At 57.9% G+C, this 25,157-nt stretch carries 25 protein-coding genes and 2 tRNA genes; 12 read left to right on the top strand and 15 right to left on the bottom strand.

Features of this window, described 5'->3' with window-relative positions; genetic code table 11:
• Window positions 1–2 precede the first annotated feature (2 nt).
• A complete protein-coding gene (locus M8010_RS10170; protein WP_250090906.1) occupies window positions 3–494 on the top strand; it encodes a CBS domain-containing protein in 492 nt (163 codons plus the stop codon).
• A gap of 20 nt (window positions 495–514) precedes the next feature.
• Window positions 515–1,900: a PhoH family protein gene (locus tag M8010_RS10175; RefSeq protein WP_502846212.1), complete on the top strand. Its 1,386-nt coding sequence runs from the start codon at window positions 515–517 to the stop codon at window positions 1,898–1,900.
• A gap of 30 nt (window positions 1,901–1,930) precedes the next feature.
• Here the strand turns inward: M8010_RS10175 and M8010_RS10180 are convergent, their stop codons facing one another.
• The 6 genes from M8010_RS10180 to M8010_RS10205 are packed head-to-tail and all read right to left on the bottom strand — an operon-like array spanning window position 1,931 to window position 6,550.
• Window positions 1,931–2,356 carry a secondary thiamine-phosphate synthase enzyme YjbQ gene (locus M8010_RS10180; protein WP_250090908.1) on the bottom strand — a complete coding sequence of 142 codons (426 nt, stop codon included), beginning with the start codon at window positions 2,354–2,356 and terminating at the stop codon, window positions 1,931–1,933.
• A 14-nt stretch (window positions 2,357–2,370) separates the two neighbouring features.
• Window positions 2,371–3,438 carry a succinylglutamate desuccinylase/aspartoacylase family protein gene (locus M8010_RS10185; protein WP_250090911.1) on the bottom strand — a complete coding sequence of 356 codons (1,068 nt, stop codon included), beginning with the start codon at window positions 3,436–3,438 and terminating at the stop codon, window positions 2,371–2,373.
• A gap of 1 nt (window position 3,439) precedes the next feature.
• The gene (rimK, locus tag M8010_RS10190; RefSeq protein WP_250090912.1) at window positions 3,440–4,345 is read right to left on the bottom strand and encodes a 30S ribosomal protein S6--L-glutamate ligase; all 906 of its coding nucleotides are present in this window, start codon (window positions 4,343–4,345) and stop codon (window positions 3,440–3,442) included.
• Window positions 4,345–4,839, bottom strand: coding sequence for an ATP-dependent zinc protease family protein (locus M8010_RS10195; RefSeq protein ID WP_250090913.1), 495 nt, complete (start codon window positions 4,837–4,839; stop codon window positions 4,345–4,347). Before M8010_RS10195 ends, rimK begins: the two co-directional genes overlap by 1 nt.
• Window positions 4,820–5,707, bottom strand: coding sequence for a mechanosensitive ion channel family protein (locus M8010_RS10200; protein ID WP_250090916.1), 888 nt, complete (start codon window positions 5,705–5,707; stop codon window positions 4,820–4,822). The genes M8010_RS10195 and M8010_RS10200 overlap by 20 nt, the downstream gene beginning before the upstream one ends.
• Before the next feature lie 24 nt (window positions 5,708–5,731).
• Window positions 5,732–6,550, bottom strand: coding sequence for a DUF432 domain-containing protein (locus M8010_RS10205; RefSeq protein WP_250090917.1), 819 nt, complete (start codon window positions 6,548–6,550; stop codon window positions 5,732–5,734).
• A 106-nt stretch (window positions 6,551–6,656) separates the two neighbouring features.
• On the opposite strand from M8010_RS10205, the gene phrB reads away from it, so the two are divergent.
• Window positions 6,657–8,057 carry a deoxyribodipyrimidine photo-lyase gene (phrB, locus tag M8010_RS10210; protein ID WP_250090919.1) on the top strand — a complete coding sequence of 467 codons (1,401 nt, stop codon included), beginning with the start codon at window positions 6,657–6,659 and terminating at the stop codon, window positions 8,055–8,057.
• 141 nt (window positions 8,058–8,198) lie between these two features.
• Here phrB and M8010_RS10215 read toward each other — a convergent pair whose 3' ends face one another.
• Genes M8010_RS10215 through hemA form a run of 4 tightly spaced genes read right to left on the bottom strand, consistent with a single transcriptional unit; the run spans window position 8,199 to window position 12,159 of the window.
• Window positions 8,199–8,957, bottom strand: a complete 759-nt coding sequence (locus M8010_RS10215) for a HesA/MoeB/ThiF family protein (protein WP_250090920.1) — start codon at window positions 8,955–8,957, stop codon at window positions 8,199–8,201.
• On the bottom strand, window positions 8,944–9,795 hold the full coding sequence (prmC, locus tag M8010_RS10220; RefSeq protein WP_250090923.1) for a peptide chain release factor N(5)-glutamine methyltransferase: 852 nt from the start codon (window positions 9,793–9,795) through the stop codon (window positions 8,944–8,946). Before prmC ends, M8010_RS10215 begins: the two co-directional genes overlap by 14 nt.
• Window positions 9,788–10,873: a peptide chain release factor 1 gene (gene prfA / locus M8010_RS10225; RefSeq protein ID WP_250090925.1), complete on the bottom strand. Its 1,086-nt coding sequence runs from the start codon at window positions 10,871–10,873 to the stop codon at window positions 9,788–9,790. The genes prmC and prfA overlap by 8 nt, the downstream gene beginning before the upstream one ends.
• Window positions 10,870–12,159, bottom strand: coding sequence for a glutamyl-tRNA reductase (gene hemA, locus M8010_RS10230; protein ID WP_250090927.1), 1,290 nt, complete (start codon window positions 12,157–12,159; stop codon window positions 10,870–10,872). Before hemA ends, prfA begins: the two co-directional genes overlap by 4 nt.
• A 229-nt stretch (window positions 12,160–12,388) precedes the next feature.
• Here hemA and M8010_RS10235 point away from each other — a divergent pair, with 229 nt between their 5' ends.
• From M8010_RS10235 to M8010_RS10275, 9 genes are all read left to right on the top strand, one after another.
• Entirely contained in the window at window positions 12,389–14,143 is a 1,755-nt protein-coding gene (locus tag M8010_RS10235; protein ID WP_250090928.1) for a tetratricopeptide repeat protein, read from the top strand.
• The gene (gene lolB / locus M8010_RS10240) at window positions 14,140–14,778 is read left to right on the top strand and encodes a lipoprotein insertase outer membrane protein LolB (protein WP_250090931.1); all 639 of its coding nucleotides are present in this window, start codon (window positions 14,140–14,142) and stop codon (window positions 14,776–14,778) included. Before M8010_RS10235 ends, lolB begins: the two co-directional genes overlap by 4 nt.
• Window positions 14,775–15,632 carry a 4-(cytidine 5'-diphospho)-2-C-methyl-D-erythritol kinase gene (ispE, locus tag M8010_RS10245; protein ID WP_250090933.1) on the top strand — a complete coding sequence of 286 codons (858 nt, stop codon included), beginning with the start codon at window positions 14,775–14,777 and terminating at the stop codon, window positions 15,630–15,632. The genes lolB and ispE overlap by 4 nt, the downstream gene beginning before the upstream one ends.
• Before the next feature lie 19 nt (window positions 15,633–15,651).
• A tRNA-Gln gene (locus M8010_RS10250) sits at window positions 15,652–15,726 on the top strand.
• Window positions 15,727–15,778: 52 nt separating this feature from the next.
• The gene (locus M8010_RS10255; RefSeq protein WP_250090935.1) at window positions 15,779–16,729 is read left to right on the top strand and encodes a ribose-phosphate diphosphokinase; all 951 of its coding nucleotides are present in this window, start codon (window positions 15,779–15,781) and stop codon (window positions 16,727–16,729) included.
• A gap of 155 nt (window positions 16,730–16,884) precedes the next feature.
• Window positions 16,885–17,538: a 50S ribosomal protein L25/general stress protein Ctc gene (locus M8010_RS10260; protein ID WP_250090937.1), complete on the top strand. Its 654-nt coding sequence runs from the start codon at window positions 16,885–16,887 to the stop codon at window positions 17,536–17,538.
• A gap of 30 nt (window positions 17,539–17,568) precedes the next feature.
• Window positions 17,569–18,156, top strand: coding sequence for an aminoacyl-tRNA hydrolase (gene pth / locus M8010_RS10265; RefSeq protein ID WP_250090938.1), 588 nt, complete (start codon window positions 17,569–17,571; stop codon window positions 18,154–18,156).
• Between the two features lie 37 nt (window positions 18,157–18,193).
• Window positions 18,194–19,285, top strand: coding sequence for a redox-regulated ATPase YchF (ychF, locus tag M8010_RS10270; RefSeq protein WP_250090939.1), 1,092 nt, complete (start codon window positions 18,194–18,196; stop codon window positions 19,283–19,285).
• An 89-nt stretch (window positions 19,286–19,374) separates the two neighbouring features.
• A tRNA-Met gene (locus tag M8010_RS10275) sits at window positions 19,375–19,451 on the top strand.
• A 39-nt stretch (window positions 19,452–19,490) separates the two neighbouring features.
• Here M8010_RS10275 and M8010_RS10280 read toward each other — a convergent pair.
• Genes M8010_RS10280 through M8010_RS10300 form a run of 5 tightly spaced genes read right to left on the bottom strand, consistent with a single transcriptional unit; the run spans window position 19,491 to window position 25,089 of the window.
• On the bottom strand, window positions 19,491–20,501 hold the full coding sequence (locus M8010_RS10280; protein WP_250090941.1) for an oligopeptide/dipeptide ABC transporter ATP-binding protein: 1,011 nt from the start codon (window positions 20,499–20,501) through the stop codon (window positions 19,491–19,493).
• Entirely contained in the window at window positions 20,498–21,466 is a 969-nt protein-coding gene (locus M8010_RS10285; RefSeq protein ID WP_284048049.1) for an oligopeptide/dipeptide ABC transporter ATP-binding protein, read from the bottom strand. Before M8010_RS10285 ends, M8010_RS10280 begins: the two co-directional genes overlap by 4 nt.
• Window positions 21,467–21,485: 19 nt before the next feature.
• Window positions 21,486–22,418, bottom strand: coding sequence for an oligopeptide ABC transporter permease OppC (gene oppC, locus M8010_RS10290; protein ID WP_250090943.1), 933 nt, complete (start codon window positions 22,416–22,418; stop codon window positions 21,486–21,488).
• The gene (oppB, locus tag M8010_RS10295; RefSeq protein WP_250090944.1) at window positions 22,418–23,338 is read right to left on the bottom strand and encodes an oligopeptide ABC transporter permease OppB; all 921 of its coding nucleotides are present in this window, start codon (window positions 23,336–23,338) and stop codon (window positions 22,418–22,420) included. The genes oppC and oppB overlap by 1 nt, the downstream gene beginning before the upstream one ends.
• Window positions 23,339–23,346: 8 nt before the next feature.
• Window positions 23,347–25,089, bottom strand: coding sequence for a peptide ABC transporter substrate-binding protein (locus tag M8010_RS10300; protein ID WP_250090946.1), 1,743 nt, complete (start codon window positions 25,087–25,089; stop codon window positions 23,347–23,349).
• Window positions 25,090–25,157 lie beyond the last annotated feature (68 nt).

Here is a 25,157-nt window from a genome sequence, read left to right on the forward strand (position 1 = left end):
AAATGACCGTTCTCGCTTACGAAATCATGACCCCGAGCATCAAGGCCGTACCCCAGTCATGGACGATGGACCGGCTGGCAAGATTCCTCACCGATAACGAGATCACCGGCAGCCCTGTTACCGATGAAAGCGGTGAGATCGTCGGTATTGCCACCCTCAAGGACATTACCGAATTCCGCTGGAACGCCAACCGCTCCGAGACCGACGCCCGCATGACACCCGAAGAAGAACAGGAAGCTCGGCGCCTGCGCATGGCTATTTTCGAGGAAATGGGCAAGGTACCAGTGGAAGTTCGCGACATCATGACACCCATCGTTTTATCGGTTGACGAGCAGACGCCGGTGCGCGACATTGCCGATATGATGATGCGCGAACACCTGCACCGGATTTTCATCACCAAAAACGAAAAAATCACAGGTATTGTTACCACGTACGACATGCTCAAACTGATCTCCGATCAGGAGCTCACCAACCGTTGTGCCGGGAACGGCTGACCAGAGAGGTATCACACCCTATGCCAAGAGCACCGCAGGCTCGCAGAAAGATGTATGTCCTCGACACCAATGTCCTCATCCATGATCCGAACGCCCTCCTGAACTTTGAAGAACACGACGTCATCATTCCGATGACGGTCCTTGAAGAACTCGACAGCCTCAAGTCCGGCAAACAGGCCGTCGCCGCCGACTGCCGCCAGGCCATCCGCAACATCGATAAACTACTGGGTGATGCCAGCCCCGGAGACATCGAGAAAGGCGTTCCTATCGTGCGGGGCAAGAAGGCCCAGCCCCTGGGAGCATTGTCGATACTGATGAGCACGGAGCACCAGGGCAATCACGGCCTGCCGGAGCACCTGAACGACAACAAGATCATCAATACCCTGGCGGCCCTGCAGACCCGCCACAAGTCTCGGGACATCATCCTTGTCAGCAAAGACATCAACATGCGGCTGAAGGCACGTGGCTTCGGTGTGGAGGCCCAGGACTACCACAACGACATGTTGCTGGACGACATCGACCTGCTGCCCAAGGGGTACAAGGAGTTCCCCAACTCTTTCTGGGATACCATCGAAAAAGTGGAGACCATCCAACGGGAAGGCATCACTGAACACATCCTGCGCCGCGAGGGCGACCTGGCCAAACTGACAATCAACGAGTTTGTGATTGACGAACAGGGATTTGTGGGCAAGGTATCCGATGTCAGTGATGACCAACTGGTAATCCGTGACCTGCACCAGCACGACCTGATGAATGAAGAAGTCTGGGGCCTGATTCCCAGGGATATCTACCAGGCCATCGCCCTGAACCTGCTGCTGGATCCGGACATTCACCTGGTTAATCTGACCGGCTCCGCCGGTTCCGGTAAAACCATCCTGGCCCTTGCCGCCTGTATTGAAATGACCGTAGCCAGCAAGATCTACAAACGCATAATCGCCACCCGCAGCACCCAGGGGCTGGATGAGGACATCGGCTTCCTTCCCGGTACCGAAGCGGAGAAAATGGAGCCCTGGCTGGGCGCCATCGTGGACAACCTGGAGGCCCTCCACGAAGACGACGAGAACATGACCGCCAGCGTGGATTACATCCTCAGTAAGGTGCCCCTGCACTTCAAATCAATGAACTATATTCGCGGCCGCAGCTTCCAGCACAGTCTGATCATCATTGACGAATCCCAGAATCTGACGCCGCACCAGATCAAGACCATTATCACACGGGCTGGCAACGGCTCCAAAGTGATCTGCCTGGGCAACCTGGCTCAGATTGATACGCCTTACCTCAGCGCCCTGAGTTCGGGCCTGACCTACATGACCGAGCGCTTCAAGAGCTTCCGCCATGGCGGGCATATCCACCTGCAGGGTGTGCCGAGATCCGTACTGGCAGAGTATGCGGAGGCGAATCTCTGACCGTCGGTTATGTGGCTACGCTTCAGGGACTCACCACCGTCCTTGAAGTGTAGCCACAATTTTGCGGCCACCGGCACTGTCCCTGTGTTCGCAGAGGTAGATGCCCTGCCACGTGCCCAGGGCCAGGTGACCATTGTTGACAGGAATGGTGAGCGAAGGGCCTATCAGAACACTTTTGATGTGGGCAGGCATATCGTCCGGGCCTTCGGTGGTGTGCTCATAGTGAGGTGCGTTTTCCGGCACCATCACATTGAAATGCCGCTCCAGATCACCACGCACATCCGGATCGGCATTTTCGTTAATGGCCAGGGAAGCCGAGGTGTGCTGGATAAACAGGTGCAGCAACCCCTCCTGGCAATTCTGTAACGCAGGTGCCTGGGCCAGTATTTCGTTGGTGACCAGATGGAAGCCCCTCGGCAGGGGCGCCAGTTCAATAAAAGTCTGATCCCAGATCATAGCCCACCTCGTTGTTATCTCTGTCGGTCATCCCAGGGATGAACAGGGACCACGTCGTCGCCCAAATCGCCTTCGTAACTACTTCGAAAATAATCCATGGCCTTTTCCGCCTCGCTGAGCTCATCGAATCGCGCAATGTGGTATATCGCCTCCCCCTCGTTCACCAGTGGCAGGTTATTCACACAAATAACGATGCCGGAACAGGGTGAAACCACGGCGGTTTCGGCCTCGCCAAACGGGTCGGCAACCATGGCCAGTTTTTGCCCCTTACGTACCTTCTGGCCGAGGCTTGCCACCGGGCGCATGATGCCATCCGTATCGGTTCGTACCCATTGTGAATTGGCGGCCGTTTCAGAGCGCTTTCTCGGTGCCTTGGGGCCTTTCTTGGCGGGAATCATTTCCAGTTCCCGCATCACCCGGATGACACCTTTCACGCCACTGGCAATCACCACATCGTCAAACCGCAGGGCCTCACCACCCTCAAAAGTGACCACGGGAATATCCTGGGAATCAGCGTAAGCCCGAAGGCTGCCCTCCCGCAAGCTGGCATTGATGATGATCGGGGCACCGAAGGCCTCGGCCATGCGAATGGTTTCCGGGTTCTTCAGCTCCGCACGGATCTGCGGCAGGTTGAAACGGTGAATGGCCCCCGTGTGCAGGTCAATAATATGAGACACGTTTTCCATGATCTGGGTGCGCAACAGGTACGCGATGCGTCCACCCAGCGAGCCTGACTCCGTGCCCGGGAAACATCGATTCAGGTCACGGCGATCCGGCAGGTAACGGGTGCGCTGCACGAAGCCGAAAATATTGACGATAGGCACGGCAACCAGGGTGCCCCGCAGATGACGCAGGGCGGAGTTGGTGAGCACCCGGCGCACAATCTCTACGCCGTTGATTTCATCCCCGTGAATAGCGCCACACACCATTAATACAGGACCGCTACGACGGCCATGCACCACTTCCACTGGAACGTGAAGCGGCGTATGGGTGTACAGCTTGGCAACCGGTATTTCCACGGTTTGCCGGGTTCCGGCTTTGATTTCGTTGCCGGCAATGACGAAAGGCGCCCGGGCGGCCATTTCAACCACCTCCCTTGGTGCGGGTTTTCCAGGGCTTCTGGTTTTTCTCGGTCCAGTTGATGATCATACCTGCGACGTTTTTACCGGTGGCATTTTCGATACCTTCAAGGCCAGGGGAAGAGTTCACTTCCATTACCAGTGGCCCGCGGCTGGACCGTAACAGATCCACACCGGCCACATTCAGGCCCATGGATTTGGCGGCAGTAATGGCGGTTCGGCGTTCTTCCGGTGTGATACGTACCAGCGAAGCGGTACCACCCCGGTGCAGATTGGAGCGGAACTCGCCCTCACCGCCCTGGCGCTTCATGGCGGCAATCACCTTGTCACCGATCACGAAACAGCGAATATCGGCACCGCCGGCTTCCTTGATGAATTCCTGCACCAGAATGTCGGCTTTCAGGCCCATAAAGGCCTCGATCACGCTTTCGGCCGCCTTGCGGGTTTCTGCCAGTACCACGCCGATACCCTGGGTGCCCTGCAGCAGCTTGATCACAACCGGTGCGCCACCCACCATCTTCAGCAGCTCCGGCACGTTATCCGGTTTGTTGGCAAAACCGGTCACCGGCATACCCACGCCCTTGCGGGCCAGCAGTTGCAAGGAACGCAGCTTATCCCGTGAACGGGTGATGGCCACGGATTCGTTGAGGGGGAATACCCCCATCATCTCGAACTGACGTAAAACAGCGGTACCGTAAAAGGTAACCGAGGCACCGATACGGGGAACCACCACGTCGAAGTCTTCCAGCACTTCTTCGTGATAGTGAATTTTCGGGTCCGCGGAAGTGATGTTCATCGAACAATGAAGGCAGTCGATGACTTTTACATCGTGGCCCCGGTTGACGCCCTCCTCCACCAGGCGGCGGGTGGAGTATAGATGTCGGTTACGCGACAGAATCGCTATTTTCATTATTTCGTCCTCAGCGCCGGCTCACCGGCAAGATAGGAATATTCAGGAAGTACAATGGCTCGCCCCGCCATGGCGGTTCGGCCGATCAGCATACGAAAACGCATGGAGTCACGATTGGTCAAGGTCATTTCAACCGACCATTCGGTGTCGCCAAGCACCAGGCGGGTTTCAATCACCAGCCTCAATTCTTTATGGCCGCCGGAATCCGACACGTTGCGCTCGTCCAGAACCAACGCATCGCACTCCACCACATGATGCAGATCGTTCTGCACCGGGTGCACCCAGAACCGGACCCGGCGTTCGCCGTTGTCAGTGTATGGCTCGGTACGAAAGGTATGAAGGCACGAGGTGCGAGCTCCGGTATCCACTTTCGCCTTTATGCGGGAAATGTCGAATTCTGGTAAGGCAACCCATTCACGCCAACCGAGGGCCAGCTTTCCGTCTGTAACCGGTACCTGGCCCGCTTTGGTGGACTCATCCGTTCTGATCGGCATCCGGATCTCCCTTGTTGGTTGTGGTTTCTGGCCGAAGCAGTTCCACCCGGAAAGGCTCGGAATGGCTTCCTGCATAGATACTGGTATGGGGGAAAGGTATTTCGATTCCTTCCTCATCCAGCGCTTTCTTGATAGCAACCATCATCTGGCTGCGGCCCTCCAGTACCTTGTTGCCGGGCACCCAGAACGAAAACTGAAGGTCTACCGAGGATGGACCAAACCCGGTCACCAATACAAACGCCCTGGGCTCCTCCAGGCTCGCACTGTTCTGCCTTGCCAGGTCCAGAAGCAATCTTTCCACCCGCTCCACATCCTCAGCGTAAGCAATGCCCACCGTCAGATCCATGCGGCGAATAGGAAATCGCGAGCGGTTGACCACCCGTGTCTTGATCAACGTTTCGTTGGGAATACGTACGTAGAGGTTGTCTGGTGTACGCAGTTTCACACTCAGCATATCTATGGAAACGACTTCACCAATGGTGCCTTCCACCTCGATAAAATTACCGATTTCAAAGGGCTTTTCCACTAGCAGGAACAGGCCGCTGATCATGTTGGATGCGGACGTCTGGGATGCAAAACCGATGGCAACGGTCAGTATGCCAGCAGCCCCCAGAACTACATCCAGAGAAAAACCGGCCTCGCGCAGAGCCGCGACAAAGAACAGGACCAGTATAAGGTAGAACACCAGCCGCCTTACCATAACGGTGTGGTGTCTTGAAGCCCGGTCCTCCATGAAACGAGAGATGCCACGGGCAGCAAACGATGCCAGCACAATGCCAAGAATCAGCAGGAACAGGGTACTGATCCATTTGCCCCATGCGATGGCATCGATAAACTGCGTCAGACTGCTATCAAGCTGCTCAATCAAAAAGTAACTCCATTCACAGTGTCATTAGCCAAAAATTCGGTCGTAGGCTCTTACCAGTCCGCCCCGGCCGGATTGCTCCCGGGCCGGCGAAACCAGCTCGCACTGTCCGGCAGCGCCAATGAGTTCCTGATCGATTTTCAGGCGAGCAGAATTCATATCGGTTTCACAGGTAACCGTCACGGCCGGCGTCCAGAGGTGCCCCTGTTTATTGCGGTGCAAGGACAGTAAAGGAGTGGGGAGATTAAACCGCTCCAGCAGAAGAGGTTCATGCCGCCGATTGACAATCCGCACCGGCGTCACTGCCCGCCACGGGCGCTTGGGAACCGCCTCCAGCACCAGCCTCGCAAAGGTGGCAGCAGCATAGCAGAGCTCACCTTCCATGGTTGTCCGGCCCACCCAGGTCTGCGATGGGTCCGCCAGCGGCAGCTCCATCAGGTGCGTACCTTTGCTACCGGCCTGGATTCGCATCCACAACAAGGTCCCTACGTAAATCATACATTCGCTGTCAGCGGGGATCGTTAGAGGCTGATAAGGGCGGATTACCGTTGCCAGGCTAGACATAGCTGGCAGGTACTGAACCTGGTTGCCATCGTCGGGACGCACGAAGCGCTGAACACTCAGCTCGGCATCAGGTAACGTATTTACAGTCTGCTGCAACCAGCGCTCCTGGTCATCGTCTTCCGACATGCGCTGGTAGCGAATCTGCCACTCCTGCTCCAGCAGGGTTGTCCAGACCCGGGTGCTGCTGAGCTCATGGTATTGGGTCTGTCCGGGTTCCAGTGTATAGGGTGTCGCCCATTGGCCATCCTGCATCGTGCGCTGCGTATCCAGACTCGTTGTCATCCTCACCCTTTATCCATGTATTCTGGCATTAACTATAATCCAATCAGCACGTTCCGGCGAATATCTATCCGTTGCCACCAAACCACGACCAACCACAGGATGCCCAATGACTCAGCTCGTATGGTTCAGAAATGACCTGCGCGTAGCCGATAACGCCGCACTTACTGCCGCCTGCAAACAACAGCAACCGGTACTCGCATGCTTCGTCATCACACCGGAACAGTGGCGCGAACATGACTGGTCACCGGCACGGGTCCGTTTTGTTCTGGAACACGCCAACGCACTGTCAGAAGAACTTGCAAAACTGGGCATTCCACTGTCGTTTATCACTGCGACAACGTTTGCGAACAGCGTTGAAAAACTGAAAGAATTTTGCCAGTGCGAGAGTATCCGGCATGTTCACTTCAACGAGGAATACGGAGTTAACGAAAGGCGCAGGGATAAAGCGCTAAAACAGACCCTCGACACCGCCGGAATCGCTGCAAACAAGTACCGGGACCAGACCGTGGCGCCTGTTGGCAGCATCCTGACCCAGCAGGAAGAGCCCTACTCCGTGTTTACGCCGTTTTCCCGCCGTTGGCGGAGCTGGATTGACGAAGCAAGGCCGACCCTGTTCCCGATACCCGAGCCCGTAGCTGATGCCGTTGAGCCCTCACATTACGACGACATACCCGAGGGCTTCGACAATCCTCCGCCCCGGCTGGTTGAGACCGGCGAGGACGCCGCCCACCGTCAGCTGGAACAATTTCTCGACAACCGGGCCGGGGACTATAAAAGCCTCCGTGACCTGCCTTCGGTGGATGGCACCAGCCTGCTTTCCCCTTATCTGGCCAACGGCGTTCTCTCAGGCAAACAATGCCTGATCGCCGCCCGCCAGCATCAGGGCATGGGCGGAAATCAGGAAGGCCTGGCCACCTGGACCAACGAAATCGCTTGGCGGGATTTCTACATCAACATTCTCTATCACTACCCAAGGGTAAGCATGCACCGGGCTTTCAAGCCAGAGACCGAGGCCTTGCACTGGAACACTCCGGGCGAAAATTTCGAAGCCTGGAAATCAGGCAACACTGGCATTCCCATCGTTGACGCCGCCATGCGCCAGTTAAACCAGACCGGCTGGATGCATAACCGCTTGCGCATGATCACCGCCATGTTCCTCACCAAGAATCTGTTCATCGACTGGCGCCTCGGCGAAGCCTATTTCATGTCGAAACTGGTGGACGGTTTTCTGGCCTCCAACAACGGCGGCTGGCAATGGAGCGCATCCACCGGGACCGATGCGGCGCCCTATTTCCGGGTGTTCAATCCAGCTACCCAGAGTGAACGCTTCGACCCGAACGGTGAGTTCATCAGAAAGTATCTGCCAGAGCTGGCAAAACTCGATAATAAACGGACTCACCAGCCTTGGGTTGGTGGGGTTATCCCCGGAGGATATCCGAGACCGATTGTCGATCTGAAGGAAAGCAGAAAGGAGGCTATCGCGAAGTTTCAGGCCCTGAAAAACTGAAGTGCCAGCTTGATGCACAGGAGTAGACGGCCATTCGGGGGGAAGGCTCTGCCAAAACACGCTGTGAATACGTCCTTGTACGCTCGGCTCCGCCATCCATGGCTCCGCACGGTTTTGGCAGAGCCTTCCCCCCGAATGGCCTTATGCTGACTCTCTGCTACTGCATACAGGACAGCCTGGATCCCTTGCGAGTTTCATTTCTCGCCATTCCATTTGCCAGGCATCAAGAATCAAAAGACGACCAGTCAACGGTTTGCCAACCCCGGTGATCACTTTGACAACTTCCATGGCCTGGGAGGCGCCAATCATACCGACCAACGGGCCGATAACGCCTGCTTCGGAGCAAGTGAGGTCTTCATTGCCCTGTTCAGGATATAAACAGTGGTAACAAGGGCTGTTTTCATCGCGAACGTCATAGACCGCTAACTGCCCTTCTCCACGGATAGCCGCACCCGATACCAGCGGAACGCGAGCGGTTACACAGGCACGGTTGAGGGCGAACCGGGTATTAAAGTTGTCAGTGCAGTCAACCACCAGAGTTGCGGATTCGACCTGGCGCTGTAGTTCGTCCCCTTCAAGCCGCTCGGTCAATGCCGTTACTGAAACTTCCGGGTTTATACGGCGCACACGATCGGCCAGGCGCTCGGCTTTGGATTCACCGATATCGGTCTGTTCGAACGCTATCTGGCGTTGGAGGTTGGCTACTTCTACCCGATCGTCGTCGACCAGGGTGAGATGACCAATGCCGGCCGCGCCGAGATATAGTGCCACGGGGCAACCCAGGCCGCCGGCGCCTACCACCAATACCCGCGCGGACTTCAGTCGGGTCTGGCCGGCGATGTCGAACCGGGGCATCAGGATCTGGCGGCTGTAGCGAAGCAGTTCCTCATCGTTCAGCATGGTGTTTTCTCCCAAGGGTAAAGCGATCGCGCCGGCCGTAGTCCTGGCCGGTTTCCACACTGGCGAAGCCGGCTTCCGTGAATAGCTGCTGCACCGCCGCTCCCTGTTCGTAGCCATGTTCCAGTATCAACCAGCCGCCGGCCCTGAGCCATGATGGCGCTTCTGAGGTAATACGACGGATATCGTCTAGGCCGTCGCTGCCGGCTATCAGTGCGGAAGAGGGCTCAAACCTCACATCTCCTTCGATCAGATGATGGTCGTCATCTGCAATGTACGGGGGATTGGAAATGATCAGATCAAAACAACCGGACGGCAGACCGGCAAACCAGTTGCTTTGACGAACATCCAGCCGGAGCCCCAGGCGCTCTGCATTCCCGGTTGCCAGTTCAACAGCTTCCGAAATGGCATCGCAGGCACTTACCCGCCAGTCGGGCCGCTCGCTGGCAAGCGCCAGCGCAATCGCGCCGGTGCCCGTGCCAAGGTCCAGCACCCTGGCATCCCGGGGCAACGGCAGCGAAAGTGCCGCTTCAACAAGGCACTCGGTGTCCGGCCTTGGAATCAGCGTAGACGGGTTTACTTTCAGGGGCAGCGACCAGAATTCCTGTTCACCCAACAGGTGCGCCACCGGGTGGCCGACTGCTCGTTGTTCAACCAGCGCCCGAAACCGCTGCGCTTCACCGGCATCCAACGTTCGCTCGGGCCAGGCCCGGAAAGAAGTTCTGGACCAGCCGGTCACGTGACCCAGCAGCAGCTCGGCATCCAGGCGCGGACTGTGGCCCCCGATAACCTCAGTAGCCTGCCTCAGCAACCCCTCACACGATAAAGGCTCGTTACTCATCAGCCAGGGATGCCAGCAGATCGGCGTGATGTTCGTGCTGCAGGGGCACGATCACCGCATCCAGATCACCGGCAATTACTTCGTCCAGCTTGTACAGGGTCAGGTTGATGCGGTGGTCAGTTACCCGGCCCTGGGGGAAATTGTAGGTACGTATGCGCTCGGAGCGATCACCGCTGCCGACCAGGCTTTTGCGGGTTTCGGCGCGGGTTTTCTGCTGGCGTTCGATCTCATCGTTCTGCAGTCTGGAGGCCAGAAAACTCATGGCCTTGGCCCGGTTCTTATGCTGGGAACGCTCCTCCTGACATTCCACCACAATACCCGTGGGGATATGGGTAATACGAATAGCAGAGTCGGTCTTGTTCACGTGCTGGCCGCCGGCGCCGGAGGCGCGGAAGGTGTCGATTCTCAGGTCCGCCTTGTTGAGCTCCACCGCCTCTGTTTCGTCTGCTTCCGGCATGACCGCCACCGTGCAGGCAGAGGTATGGATACGGCCCTGGGACTCGGTTTCGGGAACCCGCTGCACCCGGTGCGCCCCGGATTCAAACTTCAGCGTGCCGTAGACAGCGCTGCCTGCGATGCGGGCGATGATTTCCTTGTAGCCACCATGCTCGCCCTCGCTTTCATTGATCACTTCCACCTGCCAGCGCTGACGTTCAGCGTAGCGCAGGTACATCTTGAACAGGTCGCCGGCAAAAATGGCAGCTTCGTCGCCGCCCGCACCCGCGCGAATCTCGAGGAACACGTTCTTGGTGTCGTTCGGATCCTTCGGCAGCATCAGGCGCTGTAATTCTTCGTCCAGCTCCTCGCTTTTCTGTTCCGCGAGGCTTAACTCCTCTTCGGCCATGGCACGCATGTCAGCATCACCGTCACGAGCCAACTCTGTTGCTTCCTCAACATCTTCACGGGATTTCTGCCAGGCCTGGAAGCAATGAACAATGGGCTCAATTTCAGCGAACTCCCGGGAAAGGTCCCGAAATTTGTCCTGATTGGCGATAGTGCCCTGATCGCTCAGCAACGCGCTGACTTCCTCGAAGCGGTCGGCAAGCTGCTCAAGGCGGGACTGGATCGATGACTTCATAGTTTTTCCGGGATAATGGGCGCGTCGGCATCCAGTGCATCAAGCTGATGCAATTCTCTGAGCCATTGGGTGACTTCGGTTCTGCCCTCCGTGGTCGCCTTGCGGACCTGGATGGAAGGCTCGTGGAGCAATTTATTGGTCAGCCCCCTGGCCATGCTCCGCAGCACGGTTTCCGGGTCGGCGCCATTGCGAAGGGCGCGGATTGCCTTTTCGGTTTCCACATCCCGCAAAGTCTCCGCACGCTGGCGAAACTGCTTGAGGGTAGACACTGCGTCCAGCGCCCGCAACTGGCTCAGGAACTGTTGCACGCCGTCAGTGACGAGGTTTTCGGCTTCCCTGGCTGCCCCTTCCCGGGAGCGCACATTCTCCTCGATAACCTGGCGCAGGTCGTCGACGGTATACAGATAGACATCCGCAAGAGAACTGACTTCCGGCTCGATGTCCCTGGGCACGGCAATATCAACCATGAAGTAGGGACGGTGCTTGCGCTTTTTAAGTGCCCGCTCCACAGCCCCCTTACCCAGAATCGGCAGCGGGCTGGCAGTGGAGGAAATAATGATATCCACATCGGCCAGGTGCTCGGGGATCTCGGAAAGCAGAATCCCCTTCCCGCCCCGGGACTCCGCCAATGCCTGGGCACGCTCCAGGGTACGATTGGCGACAAGAAAATTCTTTACTCCGGCATCTGCCAGGTGCCGGGAGACCAACTCAATGGTTTTACCAGCGCCGATCAGCAGCGCCTTGTTACGGGACATATCCGCAAAAATATGATGAGCCATACTAACAGCGGCGTAGGCCACTGACACCGGGTTTTCGCCAATTGCAGTCTGGGTACGTACCCGTTTGGCAACGGAGAAAGTCTGCTCGAACAGTCGCGACAGGAAAGCACCGCTGGCCTCATGCTCACGGGCCAGGGCGTAGGCGTCCTTGAGCTGACCAAGGATCTGCGGCTCACCGAGAACCATGGAGTCCAGGCCGGCCGCTACCCGCATGATATGCCGCACGGCGTCCGAGTCCCGGTGAATGTACAGCACCTCTTCGAGGTCTCCGGCCTCCATGTCATGAAAGCCCGCAAGCCAGCGCAGTACTGCGGGCGCACAATCGTCGTCCCCGGCAAGATATAGTTCGGTGCGGTTACAGGTAGACAGGATGGCAGCCTCACTGGCTCCTGAAGTGGCGCGCAGTTCGGCAAAGGCTTCAGCCATGCGCTCGGGAGTGAACGCGACGCGCTCACGCAACTCCACCGGTGCGGTACGATGGTTGATTCCCAGGGTGACCAATGCCATATCGGAGTTAGACTGCCTTATGCCTGAAGACGGAGTGTCACCGGTATTTTAACGGTCAGTGGCTTCCGTCGCCACCCAAAACCACCGTGATATCGGCAAGTGCTGACAGGTTGGGCAATATCAGGTGCTTGTGCCATCATAGAAGCTCGTCGCATTTGGCCACATCTGACTGCCGCCAAAGTCACTTCCGGCCGATCAGGTGCATCGTACACAGATTATGGAATGTTGCATGCAAAAGTCTGCATTACTGCTTGTTACTTGCCTGTTCGGGCTTTCCCTGTCCGGATGTGCTGCTATACAGGGCGATCAGGAACAGCAAGCCGACACATCGCCGAAAGAGACCGAAAACACTGCGTCATCAACAAAGCAGGAACCGGAGATCCGCTACGCCGATTTTGAGCCGGAAGAGCTCTATCTGCTCCTTTCCGGGGAGATAGCCGCCCAGCGGGGTCGCTTCGACGTTACGCTTGTCAATTACATGAAAGCGGCCCAGCTTTCCCGCGACAAGACAGTAATCGAGAGAACCATGCGCATCGCCCAGTCGCTCAATGCGGACAATGCGCAGAAAAAACTGGCCGCTTTATGGCTGGATGTCGACCCCGACAACATGCAGGCGCACCGGATCTCGGCAATCCAGGCAGTGAAAAACAATGATCTGGAAACCGCCCTGGGCCACATGGAGCGCATCATGGACCTGGGCGGTGATGCAGACTTTGACAGCCTCGCCGCCATGGCCGGCAACCTGCCGCCCCAGCAACAGCAGGAACTGCTCCAGCTGTACCGGCAAATGGAGCAACGGCACCCGGACAACCCGGAACTTCAGTACAGCATCGCGCTGTTGATGAAAGTTACCGGCGAACCTCAACAGGCCCTGGATAAACTGGCCCCCCTGCTGGATGACAAGCCGAACTTCCAGCCCGCCCTGGTTCTCAAAGGAGACCTGCTCTACGCGATTGGCGATAAACGCCAGGCACTGGACCACCTGTTGCGCCACACCCGCCGCTTCCCGGACAACCGCCAGATGGGCACGCTTTATGGCCGCATGCTGATTGGTGAAGGCGAGCTGCAGGCCGCCCAGGATGAATTCAACAGGCTGGTAAGGCGCTTCCCTAATGTGCCCGGCCTACGCCTTTCTCACGCGCTTGTGGCGCTTGAAAACGGCCAGAACGCCCTGGCTGAAGAAGAACTGACGCGACTGATCGAACAGGGTCACCATGCCGATGAAGCCCATTATTACCTGGGCCGTATTGCTGACGAGGAGAACAACACCGAGCAGGCTATTGGCTTTTACAATAACGTGGAGAGAGGCAATTACTACTTTCCCGCTCTCGCACGGGCCAGCGAGCTTATGGCGGAGCAGGGAGATCTTGATGAGGCACTTGCCGCAATACGGGAACTGAAAAACAACAACCCGGAACAGGAAGAAAATTTTCACCTGCTGGAAATCAACCTGCTCCTGGACAGGGAGAGAAACGAGCAGGCACTGGAGGCTGCCAACAAAGCTCTTGAAGGCTATCCGGCCAACATCCGCATCCGCTACGCCCGCGCCATGCTACTGGACTCCATGGGCGAGCCGGAGCAGGCAGAAGCCGACCTGAGACAAATCATTGACGAGCAGCCACAAAATGCAGTTGCACTCAATGCTCTGGGTTACATCATCACCACCCGCTCGGATCGCTATGACGAAGCCCGGGCTTACATAGAGCGGGCCCTGGAAATCGATCCCGAAAACCCGGCCATTCTCGACAGCATGGGCTGGGTGCTCTATCAGCAAGGTGAAACCGAACGGGCTCTTGATTATCTTTCTCGCGCCTGGCAAGCCTATGCCGACCCGGAAGTAGCCGCCCACTTTGGCGAAGTACTCTGGCAAACCGGTGAACAGGAACAGGCCCGCATCATCTGGGAAGAAGGCTTCGAACAGGACCCGGACCACCCGATACTGATCGAAACCGTTGAGAGACTGACCGGGGAGCAATCCCCGTGAGATTGAATGCTATTGCCCTGACGCTCGCTGCTCTGATCCTGAGTGGCTGCACCTCCCTGAAGGTTGATCCGCTGCCTGAGGGGCTGACTGAACAGCCACCGGCAGACTGGCGCGAAAGCAGCGCCCGGCGCGACCAGTTCCGGCACTGGGAGCTTACGGGCAAACTGGCTGTCCGCCAACCTTCAGATAGCGGTACCGCCGTTATCAATTACTGGAAACAGAACCAGGAAGCCTACGAACTGGCATTGTCTTCATCCTTTCTGGGCATGGGCCGCACCACCCTTGAGGGCGTGCCCGGCTTTATCGAACTCACCCTTCCGGACGGCGAACGCTACCAGTCCGGCGATCCAGAGTCGTTGGTGAATGCTGCCACAGGCTGGCAGCTGCCAATCGACAGTTTGGCCTGGTGGATAAGGGGCCTGCCCGGGCCGAAAGGTGATTTCCGGTTGTTCTTTGATGACCGGGACCGGCTGGCCGTCATCCGCCAACTGGGCTGGGAGATCCGCTACGATCGCTGGGAAACGTTCATCGCCGATTATCCACCCTTGCCGGCCCGCATCACCGCAGTCAAGGGTGAGAAGCGCGTGAGGCTGGTGGTGACCAACTGGCGTCAGACGGACGGAGACGACGATTGACCACCCTGATCCTACCCTCTCCGGCAAAACTGAACCTGTTCCTGCATATCCTCGGTCGCAGGCCCGATGGCTACCATGAGCTGCAAACCCTGTTTCAGTTCCTGGATTATGGCGACACGATCACCCTGACTTCCCGCACGGACAACCGCATCGTGCTGGAGCAATCCGTGCCCGGCGTGCCCGACGAAGAAAACCTGGTTGTCCGCGCGGCCCGACAACTGGCTGCAACGGCCAATAACGACGTTGCCGGGGTCAGCATCGCCATCGAAAAAAGACTACCCATGGGCGGCGGCCTGGGCGGCGGCAGCTCCAATGCCGCCACCACCCTGCTGGGGCTGAACCATTTGTGGGGACTGGAGCGCTCCCTGGATGAGCTGGCGGAACTTGGCCTTGCCCTGGGCGCCGATGTGCCAGTATTCGTTCGCGGCCATGCGGCGTGGGGAGAAGGCGTGGGTGAACAGCTTACCGATGCCAATCCCCCGCAGGACTGGTTTGTGGTTATAAAACCACCGTGCGGTATAAGCACTAAAGAGATTTTTTCCGAGCAAGGGTTGACAAGGGATACCCCCGGAATCAAAATAGCGCCCGCTTTTGAGGGAGACGCCTCGAGGTACCGAAACGACTGTGAGGATGTAGTTCGAAGACTGTATCCTGAGGTTCATCAAAGCCTGGAGTGGCTTGCACAATTCGGACCTGCAAGATTAACCGGAACCGGGGCTTGCATATTTGGACGTTTCCCGACAGAATCCGCAGCCCGGATTATCTGGGAAAGCAAACCCTCCGGCATCACGGGGTTCGTAGCTCAAGGGGTGAACGTTTCACCACTTCACAAAAAGCTGACAGAGCTGAAATGATGCCAAAAAAGCACGATACTGGGGTGTCGCCAAGTGGTAAGGCAACGGGTTTTGATCCCGTCATGCGCAGGTTCGAATCCTGCCACCCCAGCCACCTTTCTCCCGCTTCTTCTGAATCAAACGCCGATACCAAGAAGGATGCCGTCGTGTCCAAACTGATGATTTTTACCGGCAATGCCAATCCCGAGCTTGCCAAGGCCATCGCCCAGAAACTTCATATCCCCATGGGTCAGGCCACTGTTGGAACGTTCAGCGATGGTGAAACCACCGTCGAGATCAACGAAAACGTTCGCGGGCATGATGTCTTTATTATCCAGCCCACCTGCAACCCCACCAACGACAACCTGATGGAACTGATTGTGATGGCCGACGCGCTTCGTCGTGCATCCGCCACCCGGGTTACCGCGGTCATCCCCTATTACGGCTATGCACGCCAGGATCGCCGCGTTCGTTCCACCCGTGTTGCCATCAGCGCGAAAGTGGTTGCAGACATGATTTCCAGTATCGGCGTTGACCGGGTTCTGACACTGGACCTGCACGCCGACCAGATCCAGGGCTTCTTCGACATTCCGGTGGACAACATCTACGCCACCCCGGTTATGCTGGAGGATATCGAGAAGCAGCGTTTTGAAAACTTTATCGTGGTATCCCCTGATGTTGGCGGCGTTGTTCGCGCCCGCGCCGTGGCCAAGCGTCTTGACGATGCCGATCTGGCAATCATCGACAAGCGTCGCCCGAAAGCCAACGTCTCGCAGGTCATGCACATCATCGGTGATGTCAAAGACAAAACCTGCATCCTGGTGGACGACATCATTGATACCGCCGGCACGCTTTGCAAAGCAGCCAACGCGCTGAAAGAGCACGGCGCCTCCAAGGTGGTCGCCTATATCACGCACCCCGTCCTTTCCGGGCCGGCTGTCGACAACCTCAACGCCTCCGAACTGGACGAGCTGGTTGTCTGTGACACCATTCCACTGGGTGACAAAGCGCGTAATTGTGATAAGATCCGCGTCCTCAGTATGGCTGGTCTGCTTGCGGAATCCATTCGTCGCGTCAGTAACGAAGAGTCTATCAGCGCGATGTTTGAGAACGTCTGATCAGCTAACAGCCTGATTTACAGAGTAGATCCGGACCGGGGGCCCTTTGGGCTCCCGGTCTGTTTAGTCCGCCGGAAACACTTCCGGCATTTCGCAAATGTCACCTGTCCAGGACCTGGTCGCGGGCCGTTCGGGTGAAAATTGAGGTTATAACCATGTCTCAGGAATTTCTTATTGAAGCATTTCCTCGTGGCGATCAGGGGAGAGGTGCGAGCCGCCGCCTGCGTCGCGAGGAGCGTAAAATCCCGGCCATCGTCTATGGCGGTAACAAAGAGGCCGTTTCCATCTCCATCTGGCACAACGAGCTGAAGAAAGCTCTGGAGAACGAAGCCTTTTTCTCACACGTTCTGACCATCGAACTGGAAGGCAAGAAAGAAAGCGTGATCCTGAAGGATCTGCAGCGTCACCCGTACAAGCCGCTGCTGACCCACGCCGACTTCCTGCGCGTTGACAAGGATCACGAGATCCACGTCAACGTACCGGTGCACTTCCTGAACGAAGAGTCCGCACCTGCCATCAAGCTTCACGGCGGCGTTGCACATCACCAGATCAACGAAGTGGAAGTGATCTGTCTGCCGCAGAACCTGCCGGAATATCTTGAAGTTGATATGGCTGACGTGGAAATGGATCAGGTTATCCACCTCAGTGACATCAAACTGCCGAAGGGCGTTAAGCTTTATGCCCTGACTCAGGGTGAGGATCACGACCTGCCGGTTGTTGCCATCCACAAGCCTCGCGCCGCCAAGGTTGAAGATGAAGCCGAAGACGGTGAGAAGGGCGAAGAAGACGAAGGCGAAGACAAGGAGTAATCGCTCCTGCAGTGAAGAGGGCAACGGCACATGGCACAGGACATCCTCATGGTGGTGGGACTGGGTAACCCCGGCCCCGACTATGCGAATACCCGCCATAATGCCGGCGCCCTGTTCGTCGAAGCTCTGGCCCGTGATGCGGGCCAGACGCTCCGCCCCGAAAAGAAGTATCACGGGCTCTATACCCGTATCCAGATGCAAGGCCTCGACCTGCACCTGTTGAATCCCTCCACCTACATGAACCGCAGCGGCCTGGCCATCAAGGCACTGGCGGACTTCTTCAAGATTCAGCCCGAACAGATTCTGGTCGCCCACGACGAGCTCGATCTGCCCCCCGGCACCGCCAAACTCAAAAAAGGCGGTGGACATGGCGGCCACAACGGCCTGAGGGATACCATTGCCCATCTGGGCACCAATGACTTCCAGAGACTGCGCATCGGCATCGGCCACCCCGGCGACAGCCGCCAGGTAACCGGTTATGTGCTCGGCCGCCTGGGTAAACGCGAAAGCGAAGAGCTCAACGCAGTGATCGACGAGATCATCCGTGTACTGCCAGATGCGGCCGGCGGTAAACTCCCGGCTGCCATGAATCGCTTGCACAGCTTCAAACCGGTATAATCCGACCAAAATTTTCAAGCACCAGCAGAGGCATTCCATGGGATTTAACTGCGGCATCGTCGGCCTTCCCAACGTCGGCAAATCCACCCTGTTCAACGCACTGACCAAGGCTGGCATCGGCGCGGAAAACTTTCCGTTCTGCACCATCGAGCCCAACGCCGGTGTGGTGGGCATGCCGGACCCGCGCCTTAACAAGCTGGCCGAGATCGTCAAGCCCGAGCGCGTAATACCTACCACCATGGAATTCGTGGACATCGCGGGCCTCGTGGCAGGCGCCTCAAAAGGTGAAGGCCTGGGCAACCAGTTCCTGGCCAACATCCGCCAGACGGATGCCATCGCCCATGTTGTACGCTGTTTCGACGACAGCAACGTGATTCACGTAGCCAACAAGATCGACCCCGCTTCCGACATCGACGTGATCAACACCGAACTCGCGCTGGCGGATATGGATACCGTGGACAAGGCCATCAAACGAGTCCAGCGCGTTGCCAAGAGCGGCGACAAGACCGCCAAGGCCCAACTGGAAATCTTCGAACGCCTGTTGCCAGTACTCAATGAAGGCAAGCCCGTGCGTGGCATGGGCCTGGACAAGGATGAGATGGCTCTGATTCGTGAATTGTGCCTGCTCACCGTCAAGCCCACCATGTACATCGCCAACGTGGATGAGAACGGCTTTGAGGGTAACCCCTACCTCGACCAGGTGAAGGACATCGCAGAGGCCGAGAGCGCGGTTGTAGTGCCCATCTGCAACAAGATGGAAGCGGAAATCGCGGAACTGGAAGACGACGAAAAAACCATCTTCCTGGAAGAAATGGGCATGGACGAACCCGGCCTTGATCGCGTCATCCGCGGCGGTTACCGCCTGCTGGACCTGCAGACCTACTTCACTGCCGGCCCCAAGGAAGTGCGTGCGTGGACCGTTCGCGTTGGCGCTACGGCACCACAGGCGGCCGGTGTCATTCATACCGACTTCGAGCGTGGATTCATTCGTGCCGAAATCGTGAGTTACGAAGACTTCGTCAAGTACAACGGCGAAGCCGGCGCCAAGGATGCCGGCAAGTGGCGCCTGGAGGGCAAGGAATACATTGTCCAGGACGGCGACGTTATCCACTTCCGCTTTAACGTGTAATTTTCTGAAAAAGCGGGCCCCAAGCCTTGACAGCAGGGGCCCAAATACTGAAAATACGCGCCTCGTTTGGGCTTGGCCCGCAACGAAATGGCAAGGTAGCTCAGTTGGTTAGAGCACGGCACTCATAATGCCGGGGTCGGCGGTTCAACTCCGCCCCTTGCTACCAGTATTACGGAAGGGTCCTCGCGCAAGCGTGGGCCCTTTTTCAATTCTGGACCTCTTCCCGGTCCACATAGTGACAGGCCACCCGGTGCCCTGCCCCGGTCTTGTCCTCCAGCACCGGCACTTCCTTACCACAATATTCGGCTGCCAGAGGGCATCGCGTGCGGAAAACGCAGCCGTTCGGAGGGTTAAGGGGCGATGGCAGGTCGCCATCCAGGGCGACCGATGGTTTGGCCCTTTCCCGGTCCGGATCGGGAATGGGCACGGCAGCCATCAGTGCCTGTGTGTAGGGGTGCAGAGGCTTGGCGTACAAGTCAGCACGGTCGGCGGACTCCACCACGTTTCCCAGGTAAAGCACCATCACCCGGTCGCTGATGTGTTTTACCACACTCAGGTCGTGGGCGATGAAAATCAATGACAGGCCCATGTCCCGCTGCAGGCTTTTGAGCAGGTTGATGACCTGGGCTTGCACGGATACGTCCAGCGCGGAAACCGGCTCATCGCAGATGATCAGCTTCGGTTCAAGGATCAGCGCCCGCGCGATGCCCACACGCTGGCACTGGCCGCCGGAGAATTCGTGGGGGTAGCGGTTTTTCTGGTGGGAGTGCAGGCCGACGCGCTCCATGATCACGTCCACTTTCTCCCGCAACTCAACGCCCTTGATGTCCGGGTAGTGGGTTCGCAGTGGCTCGGCAATGATGTCGCCTACGGTCATGCGGGGCGACAGAGACGCGAGCGGATCCTGAAAGACCATCTGCAGGCGCTGGCGACGTTTGCGCAGTTGCTTCAGGTTCAGGCCCCGAAGGTCCTCACCTAGCCAGACCACCTTCCCTGCCTGGCTGGGCACCATGCCCATGATCGCCCTCGCCAGGGTGGACTTGCCGCAGCCGGATTCCCCCACAATGCCCAGAGTCTCCCCCTCGTTCAGGGTGAAGCTGACCTTGTTTACCGCCTTCAGGGGCTGCGGCCGGGTCCAGGGCCAGGCATTACGGGGCATGATGTCGAAGGTCACCTGCAGGTTTTCCACCGCTAGCAGGGGTTGCTGCTCGCTCATTGGGTAGACTCCCGTGGCAGGTTGCATACCCGGATCCGGCCCGGCTCAAAGGTCTCCGGAGGGTCCAGCTCGTCATAACAACGGGGCTCGGCCACCGGGCAACGGTCGCAAAAGGGACAGCCAGGAGGCAGGTTCATCAAGTTGGGCGGATTGCCGGGGATGGTAACCAGTTCGTCGATCTGCTCATCAATCCGGGGAATAGCCCCCATCAGCCCGAGGGTATAGGGGTGAGTGGGATCGCGGAACAGGTCCCGGGTAGCGGCAAATTCCATCATCTGGCCGCCGTACATCACCAGGGTCTGGTCGCAGCTTCCGGCCACCACGCCCAGATCGTGGGTGATCAGGATAATGGCGGTATTGAACTCCTGCTGCAGCTCCCGCAGCAAGCCCATCACCTGTGCCTGCACCGTCACATCCAGAGCCGTGGTGGGTTCGTCGGCAATCAGCAGCTGCGGCCGGCACAACAGGGACATGGCGATCATCACCCGCTGGCGCATACCACCGGAAAATTCATGGGGAAAGCGGTGGATGCGGTTGCGGGCCTCGGGGATGCGCACCGCATCCAGCATGTGCAGAGACTCCTGCAGCGCCTGTTTGCGGCTGATGCCCTTGTGTTCCACCAACACCTCGGTTAACTGGTCGCTGACCTTCATGAAGGGGTTCAGTGAGGTCATCGGGTCCTGGAAGATCATGCCGATGCGGGCAGCGCGTATCCGGTTCATGCGTTTTTCTGGCAAGCCAAGCAATTGCTCACCCTCAAACCGCACGTCACCGCTCACGCGGGCGTTGTCGGGCAGCAGGCCCATCAGCGCAAACACGCTCTGACTCTTGCCCGCGCCGGATTCCCCCACTACCCCCAGGGTTTGCCCGGCTTCCAGATGGTAGCTGAGCCCCCGCACGGCCTGAAGGGTGCCGTCCGGCGTGTTGAAATCCACTCTGAGGTTGTTCACTTCCAGCATTGCCATAGATCGGGTTCCTGCCGGCTCAGCGGTCTTTGGGGTCGAGGGCATCCCGCAGCCCGTCGCCCAGAAAATTGAAACAGAAAAGTGTGAGCACCAGCATCAGCATGGGGAAAATCAGCGTCCAGGGGGCCGTCCACATAGCGTCCGCGCCCTCGGAAATCAGCGCACCCCAGGAGGTGTATGGCTCCGAGACCCCGAGCCCGAGAAACGAGATAAAAGACTCGAATAGAATCATCTCCGGAACCAGCAGAGTGGCGTAGACAATCACCACCCCCAGCACATTGGGTACAACGTGACGGAGAACAATAAGAAAGGGATGCACGCCGGTGGCCATGGCCGCCTCGATGAATTCCTTGCGCTTCAGGCTCAGCGTCTGGCCCCGCACGATGCGGGCCATGTTGAGCCAGCTCACCGCGCCAATGGCGATAAAAATCAGCAGCACGTTGCGCCCGAACACTGCCATCAGCACGATCACCAGGAACATGAACGGGAAGGCGCTGAGCACCTCCAGGGTGCGCATCATGATGGCGTCGGTACGCCCGCCCACGTAGCCGGAAATAGCCCCGTAGAGTGTGCCGATTACCACCGCCGTCAGGGCTCCCAGCACACCCACCATCAGCGATATCCGGCTGCCCTGCACCGTGCGCTGGTATAGATCACGGCCAATAGGGTCCAGGCCGAAGTAGTGCTGGCTGGCCAGGCTCGGCACGCCGTCTTCATCCAGGTTGGGCAGGCTGGCCCAGTCGATGGATTCGTTGTCCCAGGGTGACAGGTACTGGCCGAAAGCAGCGAACAACAACAGCAGAGCCAGTACGACCAGGCTCGCCACCGCCGCACGGTGTTGCATGAACCGGCGGCGGGCATCCCGCCAGAGGCTGCGGCCTTCCGTGTAGGCTTCTTCCGCCAGGGTATCCGCCAGCTCACCCATCCCGGCGTGTTTGTCGGAGAAAAACATCAGTAACGCACCCGTGGGTCCAGCCAGGTGTAGAGGATATCCACCACCGCGTTAAACAGAATGGTCAGCATACCGACCAGAATGGTGACCCCGAGAATCAGCGAATAGTCCCGGTTAATGGCGCCATTCACGAAGTGCTGGCCGATACCGCCGGTAGAGAATACCTGGTCGATAATTACCGAACCGGTAATGATCCCCACGAAAGCCGGGCCCAGGTAGGACACCACCGGAATCAATGCCGGTTTCAGGGCATGACGCAGCACGATTTTGTGGCGGGGGATGCCCTTTGCCCGGGCAGTGCGGATAAACGGGCTGCGCAGGGTCTCGATCATGCTGCTGCGGGTGATCCGCGCCACCTGCGCAATGTAGGAGGTGGCCATGGCGATGATGGGCAGCACGATGTACTCCACCTGGCCCCCTTCCCAGCCACCAGCTGGCAGCCAGCGCAGGGTGACGGCAAACAGCAATACCAGCAGCGGCGCCATCACGAAGTTGGGAAACACCACCCCGGTCATGGCAGCGGTCATCACCGTGTAGTCCGGCCAGCGGTTCTGCTTGAGGGCAGCAATCACGCCCAGCCCCACCCCGAACACCACCACGAACAGGAAGGACCAGGCGCCGATGTAAGCCGACCGGGGAAAGCTGGATTCGATGAGCTCGTTGACGGTGAAGTCCTTGTAGCGGAACGAGGGCCCAAGATCACCCTGGGCGACATTGCCCACATAGATAAAATATTGCTGCCACAAGGGCTTGTCGAGATTGTACTTGGCCTCGATATTTTCCATCACCGCTTCCGGCACGTTGCGCTCGTTGGTGAACGGGCCGCCTGGCGCTGCGTGCATCAGCACGAACGAGACCGTAATCAACGCCAGCACTGTGGGCACCGCCACCAGCACGCGCCGGATAATGAAACTGAACATGGTTTCCCTCAATCCGCAGTGACGTACATGTCCTTGCTGTAGATGATGTTTCTGGGATTATTCTCCGGGTAGCCCTTCAGCGTGGGGCTCACCAGCGCAACCGTGGTGTTGAAGTACACCGGCGCCACCGGGAATTCCTTCCACAGGATTTCCTCCGCCAGGACGTAATACCGGTTCGGGTCCTGGCTCGAGCGTGCGTCCAGCAGCAGTTGGTCGTATTCACGATTGCTCCAGCCGCCATCGTTATTGCCGCTGTCGCTGGTGAGCAGGGTCAGGAAGGTGGAAGCCTCATTGTAGTCCCCTTTCCAGCCAAATCGGGCCATCCCGTAATTGCCAGCCTGTTTTTCGGAAAGAAACGTTTTCCACTCCAGGTTGCTGATGGTCACCCTCGCGCCCAGCTTTTCCTTCCACATCTGGCTGACCACAATCGCCAGCGCCTTGTGGCTTTCGTCGGTGTTGTACAGCAATTCAAATTCCAGCGGATTGTCTTCATCATAGCCGGCTTCTTTCAGGGCCTTGCGTGCCTCCTCATCGCGCCGGGTCTGGCTCCAGGTGGCGTACTCCGGCTGCCGGAAATCAAAGCCGCTGACGTAGGCGGGGGTAAGAGTAAACGCCGGCATCTGCTCGCCCCGGGTGATGTAGCTGACGATAACATTCCGGTCGATGGCGTAGGTCAGGGCACGGCGCACCCGCACATCGTCAAACGGCGGCCGATGTACGTTGAACGCATACATGTAGGTGGCAATACTGGGTGCCATAACCAATTCGTCTGGACGCTCCCTTTTGAGCCGTGCCATCTGGGACACAGGCACCGTGGAGGTCATATGCAGTTCGCCGCTGGCATAGCGCTGGAGCTCCGCAGAAGACGACTCAATGGGAAGGTACACCACCCGATCGATAATGGTCTTGTCGTCTTCGCGGTAGTGGGGATTGCGGGCTGCCACCAGTTTCTCACCCAGATGCCAGGAATCCAGCTGAAAGGCACCATTGGAGACCATGTTTCCCGGTTTCGTCCAATCCGAACCATGAGCTTCAATGGCCTGCCTGGGGGCTGGAAACATGGTGTAATGAACCGTCATGTCCGGCAGATAGGTGATCGGCTCGGCCAGTGATACTTCAAACGTGAATTCGTCAAGAGCACGCACACCCAATGTTTCAGGTGCTTTCTCACCGGAAATGATATCACCGGCATTTTCCACACCGGCGGATTCAATGTAATAGGCATAGTTGGACCCCACCTTCGGGTCCACTGCCCGGCGCCAGCCATACACAAAGTCATGGGCGGTTACGGCAGTGCCATCACTCCAGCGGCCGTCCTCCCTCAGGTGGAAAGTCCAGGTCAGGTTATTGTCCGACGACGACCAGGACTTCGCCATGGCTGGCTCGGTATCACCATTGGGGCCACTGCGGGACAACCCCTCGAACAGGTCAACCACAATGGCACTGCCCACGGTATCCTGCACCAGGTGAGGATCCAGCGACGCTGGCTCACTGGCATTGCCCCGCACCAGTACCTGCTTGCGAGCCAGTTCCTCTCCGGTTACCGGATGTTCGCTCAGCCGGGTTTGTGGCGCATCAATATCAGCTGAGGCCAGAGCTTCGTCACCGGCCGACACCTGCTCAGTTTCACTGCAGCCAGCCAATGCCATCAGCATCAGAAATATCACGATCGCTGGAATACAACGACAAACACCGGCGTCAACAGGCAGGGTTTCTCTGATGGCATTTTCTGGCAGGCTGGTGGTAGTCATATCTGACCGAACCTAGCGCGAAATCAACAAAGCTACAAGGCAATGGGACGAAGATGAAACTCTGCTCA

Source organism: Marinobacter sp. ATCH36, assembly GCF_023555055.1.
Classification (GTDB): Bacteria; Pseudomonadota; Gammaproteobacteria; order Pseudomonadales; family Oleiphilaceae; genus Marinobacter.